The sequence below is a fragment of the Salinispora goodfellowii genome (genome assembly GCF_059570675.1).
The window spans coordinates 44,409-67,186 of the sequence record NZ_JCANTD010000019.1; the positions used below are offsets into that span (position 1 = coordinate 44,409).

Below are 22,778 nucleotides of genomic sequence, written 5' to 3' on the forward strand. Positions count from 1 at the left end.
CTCAAGCCGCTGCCCTACTCGGGCAGCGGCTACCGGACTCGGCAGCCGCTGCCCGGCCGCGCAGGAGGGTCAGGCCAGCGTCCCGACCTCACGTTCGATCGCCGCCCGAAGCTCCGGGCCGGCGATCACCGTACGGGCGGCCTCCAGCACCGGGGCGAGGAAGATGTCCGGGCCGGGCTCACCGGCGGCCCCGGCCAACGCGGCGATGGCGGCCCGTCCAGCCGGCGACGGCTGGAGCGGCGCCCGGAGCTGGAGCCCGCGGACCGCGGCGAGGAGCTCGACCGCGAGCAGACTGGTCAGGTTGTCCAGGACGGTCCGCAGCTTCTTGGTCGCCGCCCAGCCCATCGACACGTGGTCCTCCTGCATACCGCTGGTGGGCAGGGAGTCCACCGAGGCGGGGGCGGCGAGTCGGCGGTTCTCCGCGACGATGCCGGCCGCCGTGTACTGGGCGATCATCAGCCCGGAGTTGACTCCGGCGTCGGGGGAGAGGAACGCCGGCAGGTCCCGGGAGCGGGTCACGTCGAGCAGCCGGTCCACCCGCCGCTCGGCGATCGCGCCGACCTCGGCGGCGGCGACGGCGAGGAAGTCCGCGGCGAAACCGAGCGGCGCGCCGTGGAAGTTCCCGGTGGACTCGACCCGGCCGTCCGGCAGGACCACCGGGTTGTCCACCACCGAGACCAGTTCCCGGCCCGCCACCTGCCGGGCGAAGTCCAGGGTGTCCCGCGCCGCGCCGGCGACCTGCGGGGCACACCGCATCGAGTACGCGTCCTGCACCGCGTGCACCACGTCGTCGCGGTGCGACGCCATCACCGCCGAGTCCTGGAGCAGGCGGTGAATGTTCGCCGCCGAGGTGGCCTGCCCGGGGTGCGGCCGGATGGTGTGTAGCTCGGGCTGGAACGGTCGGTCCGTGCCGAGCATCGCCTCGATGGCCAGGGCGGCCGTCACGTCGGCCAGGGTGAACAGGTGCGCGGCGTCGTGGTTGGCCATCAGCAGCATGCCGAGCATGCCGTCGGTGCCGTTGATCAGCGCCAGCCCTTCCTTGGCGGCCAGCTCGATCGGCGTGATGCCGGCCCGGCGCAGCGCCTCGCCGGCCGGGATCCGGTCACCGGCCGCGCCCAGCACCCAGCCCTCGCCGAGTAGCGCCAGCGCGCAGTGCGCCAGCGGCGCCAGGTCCCCGGAGGCCCCCAGTGAACCGTGCTCGGGCACCCAGGGGGTGACATCGTGGTTGAGCAGGTCCACCAGGGCGGTGGCGACCAGCGGCCGGACCCCGGAGCGGCCGAACGCGAGGGAACGGACGCGCAGCAGCATCATCGCCCGCACCACCTCGCGGGGCATGGCGGTCCCCACCCCGGCGGCGTGCGAACGGATCAGCGCGTGCTGTAGCTCCGCCCGCCGCTGCGGGGCGACGAAGGTGTTGGCGAGCGCCCCGAAGCCGGTGCTCACGCCGTACACCGGCTGGCCGGCGGCCTCGATCCCGTCCACGACGGACCGGCTGTTGGCCATCGCGTCGATCGCTGTCGGGTCGAGGACGACCTTGGCGTTGCCGCGGGCGACGGCGAGCACGTCGGCGGGGGTGACCCCGGTTGGCTGAATGACTACGGTCGACATTGCGGTACTCCGTTGTGCAGGACCTGGCGGATCAGTGGAACCCCTGGCCGGTAGGCCAGGTGCAGGTGGGACGGGGCGTCGAGGATCATCAGGTCGGCCCGGACGCCGGGCGCCAGCCGACCAACGTCGGTGCGGCGCAGTGCCGCAGCGCCGCCGGCGGTCGCCGCCCAGACCGCCTCGGAGGGGCTCATCCGCATCTCCCGGACGGCCAGCGCGATGCAGAACGGCACCGACGAGGTGTACGACGACCCGGGGTTGCAGTCGGTGGCCAGCGCCACGGTCACGCCCGCGTCGAGCAGCCGCCGGGCGTCCGGGTAGGGCGAGCGGGTGGAGAACTCCGCCCCGGGCAACAGGGTGGCCACGGTCGTTCCGTCGGCCCCGACGAGCGCGTCAACGTCGGCGTCGGTGAGGTGGGTGCAGTGGTCAACGCTGGCCACCCCCAGCTCCACCCCGAGCTGGACCCCCGGGCCCGGACCAAGCTGGTTGGCGTGCAGCCGGGTGTCCAGCCCGGCGGCCCGGCCACGGGTCAGGATCGCGCGGGTGTGGTCGGCGTCGAAGGCGCCCCGCTCACAGAAGACATCCACCCAGCGGGCGTACGGCGCGGCGGCGGCGAGCATCGGGCCGCAGACCAGGTCGACGTAGTCGTCCGGCCGGTCGGCGTACTCGGCGGGGACGAGGTGCGCCCCGAGGAAGGTGGTCTCCGCGCTCACCTCGGCGGCGATCCGCAGCGAGCGGGCCTCGTCGGCGACGGTGAGGCCGTACCCGCTCTTGATCTCGATGGTGGTGGTGCCCTGCCGCAGCGCCTCCGCGTGCAGCCGGCGGGCCGTGGCGCGTAGCTCGTCGTCGGTGGCGGCCCGGGTCGCGCCGACCGTGGTGCGGATACCGCCGCCGGTGTACGGCTCGCCGGCCATCCGGGCGGCGAACTCGACCGCCCGGTCCCCGGCGAAGACCAGGTGGGCGTGACTGTCCACGAAGCCGGGCAGCACGGCCGCCGACTCGGCGTCCAGGCGTTGGTCGGCGGCGGGCGCGTCCCCGCTCGGCCCGACCCAGGCCACCACGCCGTCCTCGACGAGCACGGCGGCGTCGCGGCGGATGCCCAGCGGCCCCTCCCCGGCGGCCGTGTTGGTCACCAGCTCTCCGATGTTGTCCAGCAGCAGGCTACTCATGGCGCTCCGGTCACCTCCGCGATCGACGTGGCCAGCTCGGTGGGGACGTCAACGGTGCGGTGCCGTCCGTCCTGCACCACCACCTGGCCATCCACCACCACCTGGTGCACATCCCCCGCGGTGGCGGCGAAGAACGCACCAGCCGCCGGTACGCCCGCGGTCCGCGGGCTGTCCAGCCGGAGGGTGACCAGGTCGGCCCGGTCCCCCACCGCCAGCCGGCCGGCGTCACCCCAGCCGAGGGCGGCGTGCCCGGCCGAGGTGGCCGCGGTGACCAGCTCGCCGACGGTGAAGTGGCCGCGCTGCCGGGTACGCAGGCGCTCGTCCAGCTCCACCGCGCGCGCCTCCTCGAAGAGGTCCACCACCGCGTGGCTGTCGCTGCCGAGACTCAACGGGCTGCCGGCGTTGGCCAGCCGGCGGGCCGGTCCGATCCCGTCGGCGAGGTCCCGCTCGGTGGTGGGGCAGAGGCAGACCCCGGTGCCGCTCTCCCCGATCAGGACCACGTCCGAGCTGGTGGGGTGGGTGGCGTGCACGGCGGTGGTGTGCTGGTCTAGGACTCCCCGGTCGGCCAGCAGCCGGGTCGGGGTGCAGCCGTGCGCGGCCCGGCAGGCATCGTTCTCGGCCGGCTGCTCGGAGAGGTGCAGGTGCAGCGGGACGGCTCGCTCCCGCGCCGCGCCGGCCACCGTCGCCAACTGGTCGGCGGGCACGGCGCGCACCGAGTGGATCGCCGCGCCCACCCGTACGTGCGCGTCGGTGGGGGTGAACGCCGCCGCCCGCTTCGCCCAGCGCAGGGCGTCACCGTCGCCGAAGCGTCGCTGCGGCCCGGCCAGCGGCTCACCGGCCACGCTGGCGGTCAGGTAGCAGGCGTCCAGCAGGGTCAGCCGGATCCCGGCGTGCGCCGCCGCCTCGACCAGGGCGGCCCCCATCGCGTTCGGGTCGGCGTACGGGGTGCCGTCCGGGCCGTGGTGCAGGTAGTGGAACTCGCCGACGCAGGTGATTCCGGCCAGCGCCATCTCCGCGTACCCGGCGCGGGCGAGCGCGAGGTAGCTCTCCGGGTCCAGCCGGGCGGCCACCTCGTACATCCGGTCCCGCCAGGTCCAGAAGTCGCCGCGACCGCCGTGGGTGCGGCCGCGCAACGCGCGGTGGAAGGCGTGCGAGTGCGCGTTGGCCAGCCCCGGCAGGGTCAGCCCGGGCAGGCGGACCGCGTCGGCGAGGACCTCGACCCCGGTGGTCGGCCGGCCCCCGGTGGTCAACGGGGTGACCCCGGTGATCCGGCCGGCAGCGGTCTCGATCAGCACGTCCGGGGTCGGCTCGGGCTGCTCGGGTAGCCACGCGTACTCGGCCAGCCAGCGGGTCATGTCAGCTCCTCCAGCGCGGCGGCGAGGGCTTGCACCCCGGCCGCGCAGTCGTCGTCGTTCGCCGACTCAGCGGGGGAGTGCGACACCCCGGTGGGGTTGCGGACGAAGAGCATCGCGGTGGGCAGGTGCCCGGCCAGCACGCCGGCGTCGTGCCCGGCCCCGGTCGGCAGCACCGGCGCGGCCAGCAGCCGGGCGAGCCGGTCGGCCAGCCCACCGTCGAACGCGACCAGGGGCGTGGCCGACTCCTCGGTCAGGCGCAACCCGGTGCCGTCGCGTCGGGCCCGCTCGGCGGCCCGGTCGTGGACCGCCTCGACCAGCCCGGCGAGGGTCTCCGGCTCGGCCGCGCGGGCGTCCAGCCAGCCGGTCACCGCGGACGGGATGGCGTTGGTGGCGTTCGGCTCCACCCGTACCCGGCCGACCGTGGCGTGGGCGCCGAGTCGCCGGGCCTCCTTGTTGGCGGCGAGCACCGTGAACGCGTACGTGAGCATCGGGTCGCGGCGGTCCACCATCCGGGTCGTACCCGCGTGGTTTCCCTCGCCGGTGAAGTCGAAACGCCACCGGCCGTGCGGCCAGATCGCGCTGGCGACAGCGACCGGCGCGGCCTGCTCGACCAGGGCCCGGCCCTGCTCGACGTGGAGCTCGACGAAGGCGGCGAAGCGGCCGAGCAGCTCCGGCCGGGCGCCGGCCGGCGGGCCGCCCAACGCCTCGGCGAAGCTCACCCCGGCCGGGTCGCGCAGCTCGGCCGCCTGCTCGACCGGCAGCGCCCCGGTGAACAGCCGAGACCCCAGGCACGGTACGCCGAATCGGGCGCCCTCCTCCTCCACGAAGGCCGCGACCGCGATCGGCCGGGTGGGGGTGGCGCCGGCGGCGCGGAGCTCGTCCACGGCGAGGAAGGCGCTGACGATGCCGAGCGGCCCGTCGTACGCCCCGCCGTGCGGTACCGAGTCGAAGTGGCTGCCGGTGAGCACCGCGTTGCCCGCTTCCGGGGTGCCCCACCAGGCGAAGAGGTTGCCGTTGCCGTCGTCGGTCACCGGCATGTCGCGCTGGTCGGCCTGGGCCCGGAACCACTCCCGCAGCCGCAGCTCCGGATCGGTCAGCGCGTACCGCAGGTACCCGCCGCTACGGTCGTCCCGGCCGATCGGCGCGATCTCGTCCCAGAGTCGCCGGAACCTGCGCGGAAGGGAGTTTTCCACCACCGGATGCGTCAACACGGAGCTCTCCTTACGCCGTCGCCATCGGGATCTGCAGGCCGGTCCGCTCGGCGACCTGCCGGGCGTCGTCGTAGCCGGCGTCAACGTGCCGTACGACGCCCATCGCCGGGTCGTTGGTGAGGACTCGTTCGATCTTCTGCCCGGCGAGGGCGCTGCCGTCGGCGACGCAGACCTGGCCGGCGTGGATGGAGCGGCCGATCCCGACCCCGCCACCGTGGTGGAGGGAGACCCAGGAGGCCCCGCTGGCGGTGTTTACCAGGGCGTTGAGCAGCGGCCAGTCGGCGATCGCGTCGGAGCCGTCGGCCATCGCCTCGGTCTCCCGGTACGGGCTGGCGACGCTACCGCAGTCGAGGTGATCCCGGCCGATGACCACCGGCGCGGAGAGCTCTCCGGCGGCGACCATCTCGTTGAACCGTACCCCGGCCCGGTCCCGTTCGCCGTAGCCGAGCCAGCAGATCCGAGCCGGCAGCCCCTGGAACGCCACCCGGTCGCCGGCCATCCGGATCCAGCGGGCCAGCTGCTCGTTCTCCGGGAAGAGTTCGAGGATGGCCCGGTCGGTGGCGGCGATGTCGGCCGGGTCGCCGGAGAGCGCCGCCCACCGGAACGGGCCCTTGCCCTCGCAGAACAGCGGCCGGATGTAGGCGGGCACGAAACCCGGGAAGTCGAAGGCGCGCGCGTAGCCGCCGAGCTGCGCCTCGCCGCGGATCGAGTTGCCGTAGTCGAAGACCTCGGCGCCCGCGTCGAGGAAGCCGACCATCGCCTCGACGTGTCGGGCCATCGACGCGCGGGCCCGGTCGGTGAACTCGGTCGGCTTGGCCGCCGCGTAGTCGCGGGCGTCGGCCAGCTCAACCCCCTCCGGCAGGTACGACAGCGGGTCGTGCGCGCTGGTCTGGTCGGTGACCACGTCCACCGGGACGCCGCGGCGCAGCAGCTCGGGGAAGATGGTGGCCGCGTTGCCGACCACGCCGATGCTGCGCGCCCGCCGCTCGTCGCGGGCGGCGGTGGCCCGCTGTACCGCGTCGTCGAGTGAGTCGGCGACCTCGTCCAGGTAGCGCTCGCGTACCCGGCGTTCGAGGCGGGAGCGGTCGACGTCCACGATCAGGCAGGCGCCGTCGTTCATGGTCACGGCGAGCGGCTGGGCCCCACCCATCCCGCCGCAGCCGGCGGTCAGCGTCAGCGTGCCGGCCAGTGACCCGCCGAACCGCTTCGCGGCGACGGCGGCGAACGTCTCGTAGGTGCCCTGGAGGATGCCCTGGGTGCCGATGTAGATCCACGACCCGGCGGTCATCTGCCCGTACATGGTCAGGCCGAGCTGCTCCAGCCGGCGGAACTCCGGCCAGGTCGCCCAGTCGCCGACCAGGTTGGAGTTGGCCAGCAGCACCCGCGGTGCCCACTCGTGGGTCTGCATCACCGCGACCGGCCGGCCGGACTGCACCAGCATCGTCTCGTCGTCGCGCAGTTCGGTGAGGGTGTTCAACAGGGCGCGGTACGACGGCCAGTCCCGCGCGGCCTTCCCGGTCCCGCCGTAGACGACCAGGTCTTCGGGGCGTTCGGCCACCTCCGGGTCCAGGTTGTTCATCAGCATCCGCTGTGCGGCTTCCTGGGGCCAGCCCCGGGCGGTGAGGGTGGTGCCGCGCGCGGCGCGGATCGGCTGGGTCATAGAGGAACCTCCTAACCGAGGAACAACTGTCGACGGGCGGCGGAGGCTTCGAACGCCTCCAACCGCCGTTGGGTTTGTACGGGTGCGGCGTCGCAGATCGCCTGGAGTAGCACCATGGCCAGGGTCATCGGTGCGGTGTGTAGGTCGAACACGAGCTGTGCGCCGACGGCGGCGGGTAGCACCACGTCGGCGTGCTCGCGGGCCGGGCTGACCGGCGAGTCGGTGATGGCGACGACGGTCAGGCCCGCCGTCCGGGCCTCCCGCAGGGCGTCGAGGGCCTCTCGGGGGTAGCGGGGCAGGACCAGGGCGAGCAGGGCGGTCGCGCCGGCCTCGGCGGCCTGCTCGATCCGGTCGGTGAGCAGGCTGCCGCCGTCGTCGAGGACCCGTACGTCCGGGAGCACCTTGGCGGCGAAGTAGGCGAAGTAGGCGGCCAGCGGCGCGGCGGCGCGGAGGCCGAGCACCGGCAGCGGGTGGCTGGCGGCGAGGAGCCGGCCGGCGGCGGCGACCTGGTCCCGGTCGGCGAACTGGTCGGCGAGCCGGTCCAGGTTCTCGATCTCGGCGCGTACCGCCTGCTGGAGTTCGTTGTCCGAGTTCGGCCGTTCGCCGCGGGGTGTCGCGGTCAGCTCCCGGAGGTGGCGGCGCAGGGCGGGGTAGCCGTCGTGGCCGAGGGCCATCGCGAAGCGGGTCACCGAGGGTTGACTCACCCCGGCCAACTCGGCGACCTCCGCCGCTGACAGGTACGCCACCGCCGGGCCCTGCTGGACGAGGCAGTGCGCGATCCGTCGCTGCGTCGGGGTGAGCCGAACCCCGCGGAACAGGTCCAGCACCCGGTCACCCGGGGGCACGACGGATCCGTCATTCATGTTTCGACCTTATGCATAGAAATTTTCATCGGCAACCGGGCCGCTGCGGCGGGCGCTGGGCGGGGTACGAGTGGCAAGGTGAGCCGATGCGGCTGAGCGCTGTGCACACCTACCCCGTCAAAGGGTGTCGGCGGCGGGACCACGATGCTGCCCCGGTGCTGCCCTGGGGCCTGGCCGGCGACCGGCGCTGGATGCTCGTCGACGCGGCGGGCATCGGCATCACCCAACGCGAGGTCAGCAGCCTCGTCGCGCTGCGCGCGGTGGCCCGAGCCGGCGGTCTCACCCTGCGCGCCGCCGGCCACCCCGACCTCGACGTCGCGGAACCGGTGGACGGCGCCCCGATCGCCGTCCGCACCTTCCGCAGCCGCAAGCTGGACGTGTGGGCGCACGCCGCCGGCCCCGCTGCGGACGCCTGGGTCAGCGCCTTCCTCGGCCGCCCGGCCCGCCTGGTGTGGCTGGCCCGGCCGGTCCGCCACATCCCCGCCGCCGATCGCGAGCATGACCCAGGTGACCAGGTCAGCTTCGCCGACGAGGCCCCGATCCTGCTGGCCAGCACCGCCTCGCTCGACGCGCTCAACGGGTGGCTGGCCGAGGCCGGCGAGCCGCCGGTACCGATGACCCGCTTCCGCCCGAACCTCGTGGTCACCGGAGCGCCGGCCTGGGCGGAGGACGGTTGGGCCGGCCGCCCGGTGCGCATCGGCGGTGTCACCTTCCGCGGCGCTGGCCCGGCGGGTCGCTGCGTGGTCACCACCACCGACCAGGAGACCGGGGTCCGGGGGAAGGAGCCGCTGGCTACCCTCGGCCGCTACCGCAACGTGCGGCAGAAGCTCCGCTTCGGGCTGCACCTGGTGCCCGTTGAGACCGGCCGGGTCGCCATCGGCGACGAGGTGGTGCCCGCCGACTGACCGGTCAGCACCCGGAGCGGTCGGTGCTCAGGTCGAGCCACATCTGGAGCTCGTCCCGGTCATCCCCCGCCGCCACCCGCAGCGCGCCCGGCAACCGCCCCACCTCGCGGTAGCCGAGGTGCCGGTAGAAACGGTCCAACCCCAACCCGTCCCGGACGGTGATCTGGAGCGCGGCGAGCCCCCACCGGCGGCCGATCCGCTCCGCCGCCCGCATCAGCTCCAGGCCGTAGCCCGCACCCTGAAAGTCCGGGTGGACCATGACCCGGGTCAGGACCCGATAGTGGGTCTTCAGGTGAAACCGGTTGTCGGTGAAGATCGCCATCGCGGCGAGCCGGTCGCCGGCATAGCCGAGGAGCAGCCGGTCCGGCCCGTCGGCGATCGCCGCGAGGGTCGGGTCGGCGATGGTCCGCACCTCGGCGGCGGTGACCGGCGCGACAAAGCCCACCGCGCCACCGGCGTTGGTGACGTCAATCCAGAGCGCGACGATCTCCGCGCGTAGCTCGGGTGTCAGGTCGGGGTCGAGCACGAACCGGAGGGCCACGCCGCTCATCCTGACCGGCCGAGCGGACCGCCGCCCGAGAAAGTGAGGAGCCCGACACGTCGCACCTCGGTAGGGTCCCCGCATGACCGCAGACCTGCCACCGTTCGAGTTCGCCTTCCCCGGTCCGTTGCGGGACCAACTGGTCGCCCTGGTGCTCGCGGGGACCAAGACCACCACGACCGGCCTGCGCCAGGACTACGAGATCGAAGGGGAAGAGTTGCCGGTCGCGGGTACCCGGGCGGCGGTGATCGATTCTGCGGGTCGCCGGGTGGCCGTGATCGAACTGACCGAGGTGCGGGTCAGCCGGCTCGGCGACGTCGACCTGGACCACGCCCGGGACGAGGGCGAGGGGGACGACTCGGTCGCCGCCTGGCGAGCGGGGCACGAGAAATACTGGCACGGGCCGGACTACCGCGGGTGGATCGGCGATCCGGACTTCACCGTGGACGACGACACGCTGGCCGTGCTGGAGCGGTTCCGGCTGGTGGAGACCCTCTGAGCGGTGCGGGAGGGGGGACTCGAACCCCCACGTCCTCTCGGACACAGGCTCCTAAGACCTGCGCGGCTGCCAATTACGCCACTCCCGCTTGCGGGAAGAGTCTAGAGCCTCCGGTGGCGGGCCCGCGCCCCGCCCGGTGGTCAGCTCGGCGCGCCGGCGACGACCAGCCAGGGACGTGGGGGCGCGGCCCGGTGGCCGTCGTCAGTCCAGGCCGAGATCGCGACGGAGCTTGGCGACGTGGCCGGTCGCCCGGACGTTGTAGAACGCCTGTTCAATGCGCCCGTCTGCGTCGATGACGAACGTCGAGCGGATGACTCCGGTGACCGTCCTGCCGTACGACTGCTTCTCGCCGTACGCCCCGTACGCGGCGAGCACCGTCCGGTCGGTGTCGGAGACGAGCGGGAACGTGATGGCGTCCCGCTCGCGGAACTTTGCCAGCTTCTCCGGCTTGTCCGGGGAGATGCCGACGACCTCGTAGCCGGCGGCCTGGAGCGAGGCGAGGGTGTCACGGAAGTCGCAGGCCTGCTTGGTGCAGCCGGGGGTCATCGCGGCCGGGTAGGCGTAGAGCAGCACCTTGCGGCCGCGGAGGTCGGCCAGCGCGAGCTGGTCGCCGCGATCGGTGGGGAGGGTGAAGTCGGGGGCGGTGTCGCCGGGGGAGAGGCGGGCAGGCGCGGTCATGGCTGCGACCCTACCGCCGCACCAGCTCCCGGTTCGCTTCGGTGACTCGGTGGCGTGGCGCTCGGCGCTCCGGCGCGGAGCGCGTCGGTCGGCGACCTCGTTCCCCCTGGCAGCGGCGGCGACGTGACCGACGTCATCTCTTGTTGCCAAGGATTGGCAATAGCTTAGTTCTCCTAATAGCCTGATGTGGTGGCGTGGACAGACCCGCCGGACACGTGGGGAGGTCGCGTGGAGAACCTGGCGATGCACATCTCCAACGGGATCATCAATGGTCCCGTCGCCGCGATCTTCGCGGTGATCGCACTGGCGGCGATGGCGCTCTGCGTCCAGCGCGGCCGGCAACACCTGGACGATCGGCTGGCGCCGATGGCCGGCCTGGTCGCCGCCTTCATCTTCGCCGTGCAGATGATCAACTTCCCGATCTTCACCGCCGGAATCAGCGGCCACCTGCTCGGTGGTGCGCTCGCAGCGCTGCTGGTGGGGCCGTGGGTCGGCGCGCTCTGCGTGGCCGTCGTGCTGACCGTGCAGGCGCTGGTCTTCGGCGACGGCGGCGTGGCGATGCTCGGCCTCAACATCACCAACCTGGCGATCATCGGCACCGCCGCCGCGTACCTGCTGATCGTCGCGCTGCTGCGGGTGCTGCCGCGCACGCCGGCCGGGCTCGCCGTGACGGCGTTCGTCTCGGCGCTGGTCAGCGTCGTGGCAGCGGCGCTGGGCTTCGTCCTCCAGTACCAACTCGGTGGCGCCGTCGATCTCGGCGACAACATCGCCGGCCTGGCCGGCACGATCACCGTCACGCACCTGCTGATCGGCATCGGCGAGGGCCTGATCACCGCGATGACGGTGCTGACCGTCGCGAAAACCCGACCCGACCTGGTGTACGCGCTGCGCGCCCGCGGACCGGTCGCGTCGTCCCCCGTCCCGGCTGTTGGAGGTGCCCGGTGAGGAAACGGACCTGGGGCTTCATCGCCGGCGGGCTGCTGGTCTCCCTGCTGCTGGCCGGGTTGGTGAGCAGCTTCGCGTCGGCCGACCCCGACGGGCTGGAGTCCGCGCTGCGGGAGGGCTGCACCGTTGACGCGGCGGGTGCCGTCACCGGCGGTGACTGTCCGGCGCAGCGGGAAGCGGAGCACGAGATCGGCGGCCCGCTGGCCGACTACGGCGTCACCGGCATCGCCGACGACACCCTCGCCACCGGGCTCTCCGGCGTCGCCGGCGTGCTGCTGACCTTCGCCCTGGCCGGAGGCGGGTTCTGGCTGGTCCGGCGCCGGGCCGGGCAGCAACCCGCCGGGGATGGGGACGCGGCGCAGCCGACCTCCGCCGCCGGAGTGGGCTGAGGAACGGGCCGTGGGCGCCGGGCACACCCAGCTGCTCTACCACTGCTCCGACTCGCCGGTGCACCGGCTTCCCCCCGAGGTGAAGATCGCGGCGATGGTGGCCTTCACCCTCGCCGTGGTCGCCACCCCCCGGGAGGCGCTCTGGGCCTTCGGCGGCTACGCCGTGCTGGTGGTGACGGTCGCGGCGGTGGCCCGGGTCCGGCCCGGCTGGCTGCTGCGCCGGTCGCTGATCGAGCTGCCCTTCGTGCTGTTCGCGTTCGCCCTGCCGTTCCTCGGCGCGGGCGAGCGGACCGAACTCCTCGGCCTGTCGGTCTCCGTGGACGGGCTGTACGGGGCGTGGAACATCATCGCCAAGGGCACCCTGGGCGTCCTGGCGTCGTTGCTGCTGGCCGCGACCACCACCACCCGGGACCTGATCATCGGGTTGGACCGGCTGCGCTGCCCGCAGCTGCTCACCCAGATCGCCACCTTCATGCTGCGCTACCTGGAAGTGCTGGTTGGCGAGGCCCGGCGGATGCGGGTGGCCCGGCTGTCCCGGGGAGACGATCCGCGCTTCATGTGGCAGCTGCGAGGGTTCGCGACCGGGGCCGGGGCGCTGTTCCTGCGCGCCTACGAGCGGGGGGAGCGGGTGTACCTGGCGATGCTGTCCCGCGGCTACACCGGGCGGATGCCGCAGGTGTGGCAGGGCCCGGCGGCGGCGACCGTCGGACAGTGGCTGCTCGCGTCGACCGTCCCCGCCGTAGCGGCCGGCGTCGCCGCCACCGCCCTGGTCCTGACATGATCGGAGGCGTGCAGCCGACGACGCCTCCCAGCCTCGACGTGCGCGACGTGCGCTACGCCTACCCGGACGGGCACGAGGCGCTGCGCGGCGTGGAGCTGACCGTGCCCCGCGGCGACCGGGTGGCGCTGCTCGGGCCGAACGGCGCCGGGAAGACCACCCTGGTGCTGCACCTCAACGGCATCCTCACCCCCACCGCGGGGAGTGTGACCGTCGGTGGGCTCACCGTCCGTCCGGACCGGTCGACCCTGGCCGAGGTGCGCCGGCGGGTGGGCATCGTCTTCCAGGACCCGGATGACCAGCTCTTCCTACCCACCGTCGCCGAGGATGTGGCGTTCGGCCCGGCCAACCTGGGGCTACGCGGCGCCGAGCTGACGACCCGGGTGGACGAGGCGCTCGCCGCGGTCGGCATGAGCGAACACCGGGACCGCGCCCCGCACCACCTGTCGTTCGGGCAGCGCCGGCGGGTCGCGGTGGCGACGGTGCTCGCCATGCACCCGGAGATCCTGGTGCTGGACGAGCCGTCGTCCAACCTCGACCCGGCCGCCCGGCGCGAACTGGCCGAGATCCTGCGCGCCCTGCCGGTGACCCTGCTGATGGTCACCCACGACCTGCCGTACGCGTTGGAGCTGTGCGAACGCTCGGTCATCCTGGACGCCGGCCGGCTCGTCGCCGACGGCCCCACCGGGGAGATCCTGGCGGACGAGGCGCTACTCGCCCGGCACCGCCTCGAACTGCCCTACGGATTCACGCCCCGTCCGACGTCCCGCTGATCCGAATCCGGATCAACTGGCAGCCTCCACCGCGGCCCGGATGCTCTCCGGCGTCCAGTCGTTGACCTGCTCGCCGTTGACCAGGATGGTCGGCGTACCGGTGATCTCCAATCGACTGGCTTCCTCGGTGACGTGTTCGGTCCAGGACAGGTAGGTGCCATCGTTGACACACGAGCCGAAGCTGTCCCGGTCCAGCCCGACGCCGACCCCGAGGTCGATCAGCTCGTCGTCGCTGAACTGGGCCTCGTCCTCGGCTGGCTGCTGTACGAAGAGCGCCTCGCTGTACTCGCGGAACTTTCCACCTGCCGCGGCGCAGCCGGCGGAGGCGGAGGAGCGGGTCGAGTACTGGGTGGTGGAAGCCCGGTCGAGGATGGCCATCGGGTGGAAGACCACCCGCGCCTTGCCCTCGTCCGCGAGCTGGTCAATGGTCTCGCCGTTGGCCTCCTGGAACTGTTTGCAGGCCGGGCAGAGGTAGTCCTCGTACAGGTCGATGGTGACCGGCCCGGAGCCGTACACGATGCCGGTGCCGGCCTCGTTGGCGCCCGGTGGCGCGGTGAACTCGCCGGCGCGCTGTTCGGAGTAGACGGCCCAGCCGGCGAAGCCGGCGATCACCAGCACAAATACGGCGGTCACCGACACCCACAGCGTCCGCTTGCGCCGCCGCTCCTGGGCCAGCTGCTCCCGGACCACCCGGGCGGCCTCCTTGCGGCCCTTGCGACTACTCATCCTTGTCCTCCACTGCACGTTCGCCCAGCAACCAGCCGTCCACCGAGAACGGGGTCCGGGGCCAGATCAACAGGAACCCGGCCAACGCCAGGAATCCCAGGTCCCGGAGGATCTCCGGGAGGTAGCTCGGGGCCTGCCCCGGGGCCAGCTCGCCGCCGACGCCGAAACAGCCGCAGTCGATGTTCAACCCGCGGGTCCAAGCCGAGACGATGCCGGCGATGAAGACCAGCAGCAGCGCCACGGACACCCCGGCGGTCAGCCGGGTCGCCAACCCGAGCAGCACGAGTACGCCGAGGGCCAGCTCGAGGAAGGGCAGCGCGGCGCCGATCACGGTCGCCACGTCGTACGGGAAGATCTGGTACGCGTTCACCGCTCGGCCGGAGGCGGCGAGGTCCCCGACCTTGGCGGCGCCGGCCAGGATCCAGACCGCGGCCAGGCCGATCCGGGCGGCGAGGCCGATCCAGGGGCGGACGGTCGGCCAGCGGGCAACAGGGCTGCTCGATGTGGTCACGTTCATGTGGTCGCTCCTCGCCGCCGGCAAGTTCCCGCCCTCAGCCGATCCATGTCAGGCCGCCGGCGGGGGCAGCGGGTGCGGTGTCGCGCGGGGCCGGGATCATGACAATCCAGGCTACGCGGAGCTAGATGTGGCGGTAGGGACCTTCGCCCCTAGATGGTTCTGCCACGTCGGGAACTTTTCGCCGGCGAGATCCGACCACCCATGCACGGGCTGGGAGGCGCGGCCCGGTCCGGGGACCCCGCCGGCCCGGGTCCGGTTGGGCATCAGGGAGCGTTCTGGGTGAGCATGACCGGCATGACTGTCGTCCTCCGCCGCTGGAGCGCCCGGCTCACCGCCGTTGGTGGCCTCCTGATCACCCTCGTTGCCCTGCTGCTCGCCCCGGCCGGCCCGGCCAGCGCCCACGCGGTGCTGGTGAGCAGCAGCCCGGCCTCGTCGGCGGTGGTGCCGGACGCACCCACCGAGGTGGTCCTCACCTTCAGTGAGTCGGTCCGCAAGGTGCCCGGCAAGACCCGGGTGATCGCCCCGGACGGGTCGCGGGCTGATCGGGGTGAGCCCAGCTTCGACGGCGCGGTCGTCGTGATCCCGGTCGACCCGAACTCCGGTCGCGGCACCCACCTGGTCAGTTTTCGGGTGATCTCGGCCGACAGTCACCCGGTCTCCGGTGCGTTCACCTACTCCGTCGGTGCCCCGTCGACACCTCCGGTCGACACCGGCAGCGACAGCCGCGCCGACCCGGTGGTGAGTGCGGGAATCAAGGTCGGTAAGTATCTCGGCTACCTCGGCCTGCTGCTCCTGGTCGGCCCGGTGCTGGTCCTCGCCCTGCTCTGGCCCCGCCGGCTGCCCCGTCGCGGTCCGGCCCGGCTGGCGTGGACCGGCCTGGGCCTGCTGGCGTTCGCCACCCTGGCGACGGGCTGGCTCCAGATTCCCTACACCAACGGCGGCGGCGTCCTCGACGTCACCGGTGCGGGCCTGGGCACGGTGCTGGGTAGCGCCTTCGGCGCGGCGCATCTGGTCCGGCTGGGCCTGCTCGCGGCGGCGGCGTTCGTGCTCCGGCCGGTGCTGGCCGGCCCGGTCGGCCGGACCGATCTGGTGATCCTGGGCGTACTCGGCGGCGCGGCCCTGCTGACCTGGCCCGTGTCCGGTCATCCGGCGGTCTCCCCGGCCCCGGTGGTCTCGGTCGTGCTCGACGCGGTGCACCTGGGCGGGATGGCGGTCTGGCTCGGCGGGCTGGTGATGCTCGTCGGCTTCCTGCTGCGCCGAGCCGACGCGGGAGAGTTAGCCGCGATCCTGCCGATCTGGTCCCGCTGGGCGACGCTCTCCGTCTCCGCGCTGCTCGTCGCCGGGGTCGTACAGGCGCTGATCGAGGTCGCCTCCTTCGCGGCTCTCGTCGACACCCCGTACGGTCGGCTGCTGCTTGGCAAGGTCGGGCTCTTCGTTCTGGTGCTCGCGGTGGCCGCGTACTCCCGGACCCTGGTGCGTCGGCGTACGGCGGCCGGGCGGCCCGCGCCGGTGCGACGGGCGATCATGGTGGAGCTGGCGATCACCGCCGTGCTGCTCGGGCTGGCGGCGGTGCTGGTCCAGACCACCCCGGCACGGACCGCGGTCGCGGACACCGCCCAGTCCAACGGCGGCTACTTCTCGACGACCCTGACCAGTTCGTTGTACTCGCTGCAGGTTGAGGTGGACCCGGCCAGGCGTGGCAACAACTCGGTCCACTTCTACGCCTACACCCCGGACAACCGACCCCAGCCGGTGGCGGAGTGGCGGGCCACCGTCGCGCTGCCGGCGGCGGGAATCGAACCGATCGAGGTGCCGTTGCTGCCACTGACCGACAACCATGCGACCGGCGAGATCAACCTGCCCGCGTCCGGGGATTGGCAGCTGCGGGTGACCGTCCGCACGTCTGAGATCGACCAGGCCACGGTGGCGACCACCGTGGCCGTCAAATAGGAAAGGGTTCCACTTCATGATCCGTCTCCGGCGCACCTCCGCCACCGCCCTCCTCGCGCTCGGCGCGGTCACCGCTGCCGTGTTCGGCTCCGCCGGGGCCGCCTCGGCGCACATCACGGTCGACCCGAAGGAGGCGACCCAGGGCGGGTACGGCCGGTTCGCCTTCCGGGTGCCGAACGAGAGTGACACCGAGTCCACCACGAAGGTGGAGATCTTCCTGCCGGAGGACGCCCCGCTCGGATCGGTCTCGACGATGCTGGTCCCGGGCTGGACGGCGGAGGTGGAGAAGCGCACGCTCGAGGCGCCGGTGGAGGTACACGGCAGCCAGCTCACCGAGGCGGTAGCGAAGATCACCTGGACGGCGCAGCCCGAGGCCGGGATCGGGCCGGGCACGTTCCAGGAGTTCCCGGTCTCGGTGGGGCCGCTGCCCACGGTTGACACGATGGTCTTCAAGGCGCTGCAGACGTACTCGGATGGCGCGGTCGTGCGGTGGATCGACGAGCCGACCGCCGACGGCGTGGAGCCGGCGGCGCCGGCCCCGGTGCTGGAGTTGGCCGGCGCCGAGGACGCCGATGCGGCGGCAGACCAGGACGGGACGCCGCCCGCGGCGGATGACGCGGCGGCGGATGACGCGGCGGCGGGGGACGGGCTGGCCGTCGGTCTCGGTATCGCCGGCCTGGTCGCCGGCTTGGGCGGTCTGGTGCTGGGTGGGCTGGCCTTCACCCGGTCCCGGCGCGAGCCGGCGCCGAAGGCCTGACCCGCTTCCGCCGAAGGCCTGACCCGCTTCCGCCGGCCGGCGCTTTCCGCGGCGATGGCTGTGGATATCCCCTGATCCGTCGCTTGAGGTCGGTAAGGTCAGCCGGGTGTTCGGCTACGGAGAGGGGTTGAGTCGGTGCGTTTCGTGCGGATGATCACCGGGGTGTTGTTGTTGGTCACCGGGATTCCGGTGCTGCTCGGTGGGGCCGCACTCGGCGCTGACCTGACTCTGGACCTCCGTGCCGAGCTGCGGGAGAGCTGGGTAGCACCGGTTACCGCTGGTCTGCTGGCTGGCGGGATGCTGCTGGTGTCGGGGGCCCTGGCGCTGCTGCTGCGACCGGTTCGGCCCCGGGAGGTGGTTTTCGTGGTCGAGCCGGACCAGGTGCCGCTGCTGGCCGGCCGGCTGGGGGTGACCTCGCTCAGCGGGCTCGGTGCACCCGCTGCCCGAGCGGGAGATCATCCTGTCGGCGCGCGAGTCGGAAGCCAACTCGTCCGGCCGGCCCGGCAACTCGTGTCGGTAGCGGGGGGGGAACCCGAGGACGGCCCTCCGTGCTGCCGACACGGAGGGCCGTCCCGCACCGGGGGATCGGTGCTACTGAAACGTCACTTACTTTCCCTGAAGTCAGATTAGCGCCCTGTGGGCATCTCGTGAAGAGTGTCCGGTTGAATCGCTCTGCTGCGGATCGGTAGGGCTGCCAGCAGCGCCAGCCCCAGCAGCACGTAGACATTGCGCTCCACGAAGTCCGTGACCGTGTCGGTTGGCACCGGGGCGGTGCCCCAATCCTGAAAAGTCACCACGCCGTAGACGGTGATTACGGCGACGCCGACGGCGAGCAGCCAGAGCCAGCAGCGCCGGCCGCCCGTCCTCGCGGCGAGCGCCGCGTCCACCAGCACCACGACGGCCGGCACGAACCAGTAGATGTGATGGGGCCAGGTGATCGGGCTGATCAGCGCACCAACCAGGCCGGTGAGGGTGAGGCCGGCCAACGCGTCGCCGGCGCGGGCCGCCCGGGCCGCCCGCCACAGCCCGTACCCGGCGACCACCGCGACCAGGGCGAGCCACAGAAGCTGGTCGGGTTCTTGTGGCACCGTAAGGCGGTGGATCAGACCGAGCAGCGACTGGTTGCCGGTGTAGTCGGTGCGGCCCACCCGGTCGGTTGCCCACAGCTCGTGCGTCCAGTAGCGCCACGATTCGAGCGGCAGGAGCGCCCCGGCGAGTAGTGTCGCGCCCGCCGCCGTCGCGCTCGCCACCGCTGCCGCCCGCCACTGCCGGCCGGCCAGCAGATAGACGATGAAGATGCCCGGGTACAACTTGAGCGCCGTCGCCAGCCCCACACCAACGCCGGCCCAGCGCCGGTTTTGCGGTACGGCGAACAGCAGGTCCGCCAGGATCAGCACCACCAGCAGCATGTTGATCTGCCCGAAGGAGATGGTCTCGCGGGTGCTCTCCACGGCGAGTACGAGCAGCGCCGCCACGGCGAGGGTGAAGATCCGCGGCAGGTGGTGTCGGGCGACCACCGGGTCAACCAGCCACCGGGTGGTCACCACCACCGCCAGCACGGTCAACACCGTGAAGATCATCGCGGCTACGCCCAGCTGGAGCAGCGCGAACGGCGACAGCAACAGCGCACCGAACGGGGGGTAGGTGAAGCGCAGCTCGCCCTGCAACTGGTCCGGCTGGGCGTAGTCGTAGAGCGGTTCCCCCGTGGCCCACCAGTCCATCGTCGCCATGTAGATCTTCAGGTCGAAGAAGTCGTGCCATCCCTTCTGGTAGAGCGCGGGCAGCATCGCGGCGATTGCCAACACAGCGACGATCCGACGCGCCGTCCGCCCGCTGGTGTCGTCCTGAACCACGACGGGAGGAGAGACGGGTTCGGCTGGCACGAGAGAACCCTAACCGTCGCAGCACCGACAGACGCGCGGCGCGCGGGCCGCTGGGCTGCGCGTAGGCTGGGCCGGTGGCAGATCTACTCGTCTGGATCGACTGTGAAATGACCGGCCTGGACCTCGGCGGCGACAAGCTGATCGAAGTAGCCGCGCTCGTCACCGACCCAGATCTCAACGTACTCGGTGCGGGTGTCGACGTGGTGATCCACACCGACGAGGCGGCGCTGGACAAAATGCCCGAGATCGTGGCGACCATGCACGCCAAGTCCGGGCTCACCGAGGAGGTCCGCCGCTCCACGATCGGGCTCGCCGAGGCGGAGGAGCTGGTCCTCGACTACATCACCAGTCACGTGAAGGACCCGCGTACCGCCCCGCTCTGTGGCAACTCGATCGCCACCGACCGGGGATTCCTCGCCCGGGACATGCCCCGGCTGGACAACCACCTGCACTACCGGATGATCGACGTCTCCTCGATCAAGGAGCTCTGCCGACGCTGGTATCCCCGGGTGTACTTCAGCCAGCCGAAGAAGGGCCTGGCGCACCGGGCACTGGCCGATGTGCGGGAAAGCATCCGGGAGCTCGAGTACTACCGACGGACGCTCTTCGTGCCGCTGCCGGGGCCGGACGTGGAGAGCGCCAAGGCGATCGCCGCGAAGCTGTAGCCCGTAGCGTCGAACCCACTGGACGCGGCGGTGCCGGTTGCGGCTATCATTGGTCGCGCCGCCAGGGCGTTGTCTGGTGCGGCGGATGGTGGCTGTAGCTCAGTTGGCAGAGCACCGGGTTGTGGTCCCGGTTGTCGTGGGTTCAATTCCCATCAGTCACCCCAGAGGTGGATCCACTCCACCGCAGCTCAGGCCCCCTCCGCGGAGGGGGCCTGAGTCGTTGTAGGGGTGGCGTCGGGGTCTAGGGCGGGTCCGTTGGCGCCGGCGGGTCCGTCGGCGCCCGCGGCGTCGTTGGGGGGCGCGGCGGTGCGCCCGGTAACCGCAGCACCAGGACGTCCATGTCCGGGATCGATCTGGGTCTGATCTGCCCGTACTGTCGCCAGCCCATCCGTTCGTACAACCGGCGCGCCGGCGCGTGCGGGTTCGCGGCCAGCACCGCGTATGGTTCGGATCGCCCGTCGAGCAGCATCGACAGCAGTCGTCGGCCTACCCCGGACCCGCGGTAGGCTCCCGCCACCATCCATTCCGGCACGAGCAGCTTCTCCGCGGCCCGCAGGAGCGCGGGTGGCTCGTCCGCGTTCGGCTCGATCCAATCGCCGCCGGGCATGGTGTAGCCGTAGCTAACCCCTACCAGCCGGCTGGCGTCGGTAGCGTAGGCGAAGGCGAAGCCAGGTCGCCGGAGGTGATCCGACCACCAGCGACGGAACTGCCGAACATGCTCCGGCCCCTCGTGGTACGGGGCCTCGGCATAAACGGCGGCGTACAGGTCCCGCACGTCCTCGGTGAGCTGACGGGCGGCAGCCGCGTCGGTGATCGTGTACGTCAATCCGTCCACGTGCGACAGCCTAGCCCGATGGCAGTTCGGCGAGCCGTAGCCGCAGCTCAACCGCCTCCACCCGGTGTAGTTCCCGTTCGGGTATCTGAGCGACGACCGACGTAGCCACTTGGTACAGCAGTGCGTTGTGATCAGACTGCGGTAGCGCGTCGAGAACATCGGCTGCGCACCTGAGGCCGTCGCCGACGTGCCCGTCCTGGACCAGGCACGACGCCCGGTGCATCAGCATCTGCGCACGTTCCCGGTTCAGGTCGGCGGAGTACAACTCCAGGGCCCGATCCTGCGCGGCCAGCGCCTTCGTGGTGTAACCGAGTTGCGTGTACACGTACGACTCGGTGTGCCGCAGTCTGACCTCCGGCCACCCGAACATGCTGGCCGTATCGCGCGTCGCCTCGCTGGTCATCCGGTCGGTCATGGTAGCCGTGGCTTCCAGCGCACTCAGCGCTGCCTCCGGTTGCCCAGCCACCGCAAGCGCTTGCGCTTGCCCGGCCAGCACGCCCGCATGCCCGACACACGCCCGGTCGCCCGCGATAGCGGTGGCCTCTTCCGCGCGATCGAGGATCTCGGTGGTGGGCCGGCGTTCGTAGGTGCCGTTCACGACCTCCCAGTCCCGTACCCATACTCGCGTGGCTGTGCAGCCGGAATTGTCGGCGTGGGCGCGGGCGGTGCGCCACCACCGTCGAGCCATCGCGTTCTGCCCCAACGCGGAGACGGCCATTGCCATGATCACCGACAGGCTGCCGGCTACGCGGAGCAATGACCGATCGGCCGGGGTGGCGGCGAGCTGGTGTTGCAGCACAGTCAGATCCCCGCGCAACCGCTCAATCATCTGGGTAGGGGGAACGGTGTAGAAGTCGTGACCGTAGTCGGCTACCACCTGTTCCCACTCGCTGGACCCGGCGGCAGCGGCTAGGCCGTGCCGCAGCGCTTCCAACTCAACAAGACTTCCCGCCACAGGAGTAGCGGCGAGTGCGCCCATAGCCTGGAGCAGGGACCGTCTACGCATAGCGGCATCGCCCGCCTGATCCTGTCGGTAGGTGTCTACCAGAATTCCACCGGTGTCCAAGGCATCCTCGCACGCCTGCGCAAACTGGAGTGTGGGGCGACGGGTGCCCCGCTCGACCTGGGAAATGTAACTGTAGTCGAACTGGATCTTATTTTGCAGGCTGCGGAGAGACAGCTGTCGCTGCTGGCGGTATCGCCGAAGAACCTGCCCAAACAAGGCCATCTCGTCTCCTGCCTGGAAGTGTGGGCAATCTGTGTGCACACAACGCACGCCTACCGCTACCCGCAGCCTAACGGTGAATCTTTGTCTGTCCATGGATCGCTCTACCGGGAATCAAATCCGGTATGGGCAACTCATCTGACGACAGGGAGCACGCGCATGATCCGGTTGTTTCGCCGTCGCCGCCGTCCTGCCCAGTTGGACGCGGTCGGCCCCGCTACCCGATACGCGGCGCGAGCCGGCGCGTACCGCCCACTGTGTGACCAGTCGACGGTGATCTTTGATAGCCGGCCGTTGCTGACCCGGCTGGCCCGGCAGCGGGCCTGCCAGCGGTGACGACCACCCAGTCCCGGCCCCGCCCGAGCCTGTCGGCGGTCCAGCTACGCAACCGGATGATCGTGTCCGCCCGGCGGATCATCACCGAGCATTGGCCACGGGTGGACCGGTGCCCGGTCTGCGGTTGCGGGTGGCCGTGCCCACCTACCGATACCGCCTACGACTACCTGACCTCGGTCGGTCAGGGCAGTTGGGCACCTCCGGGGCGCACGGGGAGCCGGCCCTGATGCCGGCCAGCGGCCAGACCGCGGCCAGGTCGGTGGCGCCCGTCCGCGGGCCGCGGCCGGGGGACGCGATCCGCCTCGACCGCCGTGCCGCTCCGCAGTTCATTCGCCCGATCACGGTTCGGGTGATCCGGGTCCTTGATCGGCCGACCTACGACGGCTGGCTGTGGCTGGAGGGCTACGAGCTGAACGACGCGGGTACTGCGGTACGCCGTCGCCAGTTGTACGTCAGACGCGACGGGATCGTGCTGTACCGGTAGCCGACCCGGGCGCGATTTGTACGGTTTGT

At 71.9% G+C, this 22,778-nt stretch carries 24 protein-coding genes, 2 tRNA genes and 2 pseudogenes; 13 read left to right on the forward strand and 15 right to left on the reverse strand.

The features are described from left to right. Window positions 1-69: 69 nt before the first annotated feature. From hutH to T398_RS17620, 6 genes are read right to left on the reverse strand one after another with little or no spacing between them, the layout of a single operon-like run. The gene (hutH, locus tag T398_RS17595) at window positions 70-1,608 is read right to left on the reverse strand and encodes a histidine ammonia-lyase (protein WP_496448278.1); all 1,539 of its coding nucleotides are present in this window, start codon (window positions 1,606-1,608) and stop codon (window positions 70-72) included. Next, window positions 1,596-2,774: an imidazolonepropionase gene (hutI, locus tag T398_RS17600; RefSeq protein ID WP_496448280.1), complete on the reverse strand. Its 1,179-nt coding sequence runs from the start codon at window positions 2,772-2,774 to the stop codon at window positions 1,596-1,598. Before hutI ends, hutH begins: the two co-directional genes overlap by 13 nt. Next, the gene (locus T398_RS17605; protein ID WP_496448282.1) at window positions 2,771-4,129 is read right to left on the reverse strand and encodes a formimidoylglutamate deiminase; all 1,359 of its coding nucleotides are present in this window, start codon (window positions 4,127-4,129) and stop codon (window positions 2,771-2,773) included. Before T398_RS17605 ends, hutI begins: the two co-directional genes overlap by 4 nt. Next, window positions 4,126-5,340, reverse strand: coding sequence for an allantoate amidohydrolase (locus tag T398_RS17610; RefSeq protein ID WP_496448284.1), 1,215 nt, complete (start codon window positions 5,338-5,340; stop codon window positions 4,126-4,128). The genes T398_RS17605 and T398_RS17610 overlap by 4 nt, the downstream gene beginning before the upstream one ends. Window positions 5,341-5,350: 10 nt before the next feature. Next, window positions 5,351-7,000, reverse strand: a complete 1,650-nt coding sequence (hutU, locus tag T398_RS17615) for a urocanate hydratase (protein WP_496448285.1) — start codon at window positions 6,998-7,000, stop codon at window positions 5,351-5,353. Between the two features lie 11 nt (window positions 7,001-7,011). Beyond that, window positions 7,012-7,863, reverse strand: coding sequence for a MurR/RpiR family transcriptional regulator (locus tag T398_RS17620; protein ID WP_496448286.1), 852 nt, complete (start codon window positions 7,861-7,863; stop codon window positions 7,012-7,014). An 86-nt stretch (window positions 7,864-7,949) separates the two neighbouring features. Here T398_RS17620 and T398_RS17625 point away from each other — a divergent pair, with 86 nt between their 5' ends. Continuing rightward, complete coding sequence (locus tag T398_RS17625; RefSeq protein WP_496448287.1) at window positions 7,950-8,768, forward strand: MOSC domain-containing protein; 819 nt, start codon at window positions 7,950-7,952, stop codon at window positions 8,766-8,768. 4 nt (window positions 8,769-8,772) lie between these two features. On the opposite strand, the gene T398_RS17630 is transcribed toward T398_RS17625, so the two are convergent. Then, a complete protein-coding gene (locus T398_RS17630; protein WP_496448289.1) occupies window positions 8,773-9,318 on the reverse strand; it encodes a GNAT family N-acetyltransferase in 546 nt (181 codons plus the stop codon). A 73-nt stretch (window positions 9,319-9,391) separates the two neighbouring features. Between T398_RS17630 and T398_RS17635 the strand changes: the two genes are divergently transcribed. Then, entirely contained in the window at window positions 9,392-9,808 is a 417-nt protein-coding gene (locus T398_RS17635; protein ID WP_496448290.1) for an ASCH domain-containing protein, read from the forward strand. Between the two features lie 4 nt (window positions 9,809-9,812). Here T398_RS17635 and T398_RS17640 read toward each other — a convergent pair. Both T398_RS17640 and bcp read right to left on the reverse strand, forming a co-directional pair. Next, window positions 9,813-9,896 (reverse strand) — tRNA-Leu (locus T398_RS17640). Between the two features lie 113 nt (window positions 9,897-10,009). Further along, complete coding sequence (gene bcp, locus T398_RS17645) at window positions 10,010-10,486, reverse strand: thioredoxin-dependent thiol peroxidase (protein WP_496448291.1); 477 nt, start codon at window positions 10,484-10,486, stop codon at window positions 10,010-10,012. A 228-nt stretch (window positions 10,487-10,714) separates the two neighbouring features. On the opposite strand from bcp, the gene T398_RS17650 reads away from it, so the two are divergent. From T398_RS17650 to T398_RS17665, 4 genes are read left to right on the forward strand one after another with little or no spacing between them, the layout of a single operon-like run. Continuing rightward, window positions 10,715-11,431 carry an energy-coupling factor ABC transporter permease gene (locus T398_RS17650; protein ID WP_496448362.1) on the forward strand — a complete coding sequence of 239 codons (717 nt, stop codon included), beginning with the start codon at window positions 10,715-10,717 and terminating at the stop codon, window positions 11,429-11,431. Then, window positions 11,428-11,820, forward strand: a complete 393-nt coding sequence (locus T398_RS17655; protein ID WP_496448292.1) for a PDGLE domain-containing protein — start codon at window positions 11,428-11,430, stop codon at window positions 11,818-11,820. Before T398_RS17650 ends, T398_RS17655 begins: the two co-directional genes overlap by 4 nt. A gap of 10 nt (window positions 11,821-11,830) precedes the next feature. After that, the gene (gene cbiQ / locus T398_RS17660; protein ID WP_496448293.1) at window positions 11,831-12,601 is read left to right on the forward strand and encodes a cobalt ECF transporter T component CbiQ; all 771 of its coding nucleotides are present in this window, start codon (window positions 11,831-11,833) and stop codon (window positions 12,599-12,601) included. Further along, window positions 12,598-13,371, forward strand: coding sequence for an energy-coupling factor ABC transporter ATP-binding protein (locus T398_RS17665; protein ID WP_496448294.1), 774 nt, complete (start codon window positions 12,598-12,600; stop codon window positions 13,369-13,371). The genes cbiQ and T398_RS17665 overlap by 4 nt, the downstream gene beginning before the upstream one ends. 12 nt (window positions 13,372-13,383) lie before the next feature. Here T398_RS17665 and T398_RS17670 read toward each other — a convergent pair whose 3' ends face one another. Both T398_RS17670 and T398_RS17675 read right to left on the reverse strand, forming a co-directional pair. Then, on the reverse strand, window positions 13,384-14,097 hold the full coding sequence (locus tag T398_RS17670; protein ID WP_496448296.1) for a DsbA family protein: 714 nt from the start codon (window positions 14,095-14,097) through the stop codon (window positions 13,384-13,386). Then, window positions 14,090-14,614 (reverse strand): MauE/DoxX family redox-associated membrane protein, encoded by a 525-nt coding sequence (locus T398_RS17675; protein ID WP_496448298.1) that lies wholly within the window; start codon window positions 14,612-14,614, stop codon window positions 14,090-14,092. Before T398_RS17675 ends, T398_RS17670 begins: the two co-directional genes overlap by 8 nt. A gap of 285 nt (window positions 14,615-14,899) precedes the next feature. Between T398_RS17675 and T398_RS17680 the strand changes: the two genes are divergently transcribed. The 3 genes and pseudogenes from T398_RS17680 to T398_RS17690 all read left to right on the forward strand — a co-directional run. After that, entirely contained in the window at window positions 14,900-16,564 is a 1,665-nt protein-coding gene (locus T398_RS17680; protein WP_496448363.1) for a copper resistance CopC/CopD family protein, read from the forward strand. A 16-nt stretch (window positions 16,565-16,580) separates the two neighbouring features. Further along, on the forward strand, window positions 16,581-17,321 hold the full coding sequence (locus tag T398_RS17685; RefSeq protein WP_496448300.1) for a YcnI family copper-binding membrane protein: 741 nt from the start codon (window positions 16,581-16,583) through the stop codon (window positions 17,319-17,321). A gap of 135 nt (window positions 17,322-17,456) precedes the next feature. After that, window positions 17,457-17,891 (forward strand): annotated as a pseudogene (locus tag T398_RS17690) (hypothetical protein); the annotation flags it as partial. 56 nt (window positions 17,892-17,947) lie between these two features. Here T398_RS17690 and T398_RS17695 read toward each other — a convergent pair. Then, complete coding sequence (locus tag T398_RS17695; RefSeq protein WP_496448302.1) at window positions 17,948-19,204, reverse strand: glycosyltransferase 87 family protein; 1,257 nt, start codon at window positions 19,202-19,204, stop codon at window positions 17,948-17,950. A 74-nt stretch (window positions 19,205-19,278) separates the two neighbouring features. On the opposite strand from T398_RS17695, the gene orn reads away from it, so the two are divergent. Together orn and T398_RS17705 are read left to right on the forward strand one after the other, a co-directional pair. Then, window positions 19,279-19,869, forward strand: a complete 591-nt coding sequence (gene orn, locus T398_RS17700; protein ID WP_496448304.1) for an oligoribonuclease — start codon at window positions 19,279-19,281, stop codon at window positions 19,867-19,869. Window positions 19,870-19,957: 88 nt separating this feature from the next. Then, window positions 19,958-20,033, forward strand: a tRNA-His gene (locus T398_RS17705). 77 nt (window positions 20,034-20,110) lie between these two features. On the opposite strand, the gene T398_RS17710 is transcribed toward T398_RS17705, so the two are convergent. The 3 genes and pseudogenes from T398_RS17710 to T398_RS17720 form a co-directional block, all read right to left on the reverse strand. Continuing rightward, window positions 20,111-20,704, reverse strand: coding sequence for a GNAT family N-acetyltransferase (locus tag T398_RS17710; protein ID WP_496448306.1), 594 nt, complete (start codon window positions 20,702-20,704; stop codon window positions 20,111-20,113). Window positions 20,705-20,714: 10 nt separating this feature from the next. After that, on the reverse strand, window positions 20,715-21,683 hold the full coding sequence (locus T398_RS17715; RefSeq protein WP_496448365.1) for a hypothetical protein: 969 nt from the start codon (window positions 21,681-21,683) through the stop codon (window positions 20,715-20,717). Window positions 21,684-21,755: 72 nt separating this feature from the next. Further along, window positions 21,756-22,025 (reverse strand): annotated as a pseudogene (locus tag T398_RS17720) (helix-turn-helix domain-containing protein); the annotation flags it as partial. Window positions 22,026-22,088: 63 nt separating this feature from the next. Here T398_RS17720 and T398_RS17725 point away from each other — a divergent pair. Both T398_RS17725 and T398_RS17730 read left to right on the forward strand, forming a co-directional pair. Then, window positions 22,089-22,265, forward strand: coding sequence for a hypothetical protein (locus tag T398_RS17725; protein WP_496448308.1), 177 nt, complete (start codon window positions 22,089-22,091; stop codon window positions 22,263-22,265). Window positions 22,266-22,491: 226 nt separating this feature from the next. Further along, on the forward strand, window positions 22,492-22,749 hold the full coding sequence (locus tag T398_RS17730) for a hypothetical protein (protein ID WP_496448310.1): 258 nt from the start codon (window positions 22,492-22,494) through the stop codon (window positions 22,747-22,749). Window positions 22,750-22,778 lie beyond the last annotated feature (29 nt).

Bases quoted from the DNA above. Each gene is read 5' to 3' on its own strand.
- T398_RS17725 (WP_496448308.1), top strand. From the start codon at position 22,089: ATGATCCGGTTGTTTCGCCGTCGCCGCCGTCCTGCCCAGTTGGACGCG.
- T398_RS17685 (WP_496448300.1), top strand. From the start codon at position 16,581: ATGATCCGTCTCCGGCGCACCTCCGCCACCGCCCTCCTCGCGCTCGGC.
- hutU (WP_496448285.1), bottom strand. From the start codon at position 7,000: ATGACCCAGCCGATCCGCGCCGCGCGCGGCACCACCCTCACCGCCCGG.
- T398_RS17675 (WP_496448298.1), bottom strand. From the start codon at position 14,614: ATGAACGTGACCACATCGAGCAGCCCTGTTGCCCGCTGGCCGACCGTC.
- hutH (WP_496448278.1), bottom strand. From the start codon at position 1,608: ATGTCGACCGTAGTCATTCAGCCAACCGGGGTCACCCCCGCCGACGTG.
- T398_RS17730 (WP_496448310.1), top strand. From the start codon at position 22,492: ATGCCGGCCAGCGGCCAGACCGCGGCCAGGTCGGTGGCGCCCGTCCGC.
- T398_RS17665 (WP_496448294.1), top strand. From the start codon at position 12,598: ATGATCGGAGGCGTGCAGCCGACGACGCCTCCCAGCCTCGACGTGCGC.
- T398_RS17630 (WP_496448289.1), bottom strand. From the start codon at position 9,318: ATGAGCGGCGTGGCCCTCCGGTTCGTGCTCGACCCCGACCTGACACCC.
- T398_RS17670 (WP_496448296.1), bottom strand. From the start codon at position 14,097: ATGAGTAGTCGCAAGGGCCGCAAGGAGGCCGCCCGGGTGGTCCGGGAG.
- T398_RS17625 (WP_496448287.1), top strand. From the start codon at position 7,950: ATGCGGCTGAGCGCTGTGCACACCTACCCCGTCAAAGGGTGTCGGCGG.
- T398_RS17715 (WP_496448365.1), bottom strand. From the start codon at position 21,683: ATGGGCGCACTCGCCGCTACTCCTGTGGCGGGAAGTCTTGTTGAGTTG.
- T398_RS17680 (WP_496448363.1), top strand. From the start codon at position 14,900: ATGACCGGCATGACTGTCGTCCTCCGCCGCTGGAGCGCCCGGCTCACC.
- T398_RS17605 (WP_496448282.1), bottom strand. From the start codon at position 4,129: ATGACCCGCTGGCTGGCCGAGTACGCGTGGCTACCCGAGCAGCCCGAG.
- T398_RS17620 (WP_496448286.1), bottom strand. From the start codon at position 7,863: ATGAATGACGGATCCGTCGTGCCCCCGGGTGACCGGGTGCTGGACCTG.
- bcp (WP_496448291.1), bottom strand. From the start codon at position 10,486: ATGACCGCGCCTGCCCGCCTCTCCCCCGGCGACACCGCCCCCGACTTC.
- hutI (WP_496448280.1), bottom strand. From the start codon at position 2,774: ATGAGTAGCCTGCTGCTGGACAACATCGGAGAGCTGGTGACCAACACG.
- T398_RS17635 (WP_496448290.1), top strand. From the start codon at position 9,392: ATGACCGCAGACCTGCCACCGTTCGAGTTCGCCTTCCCCGGTCCGTTG.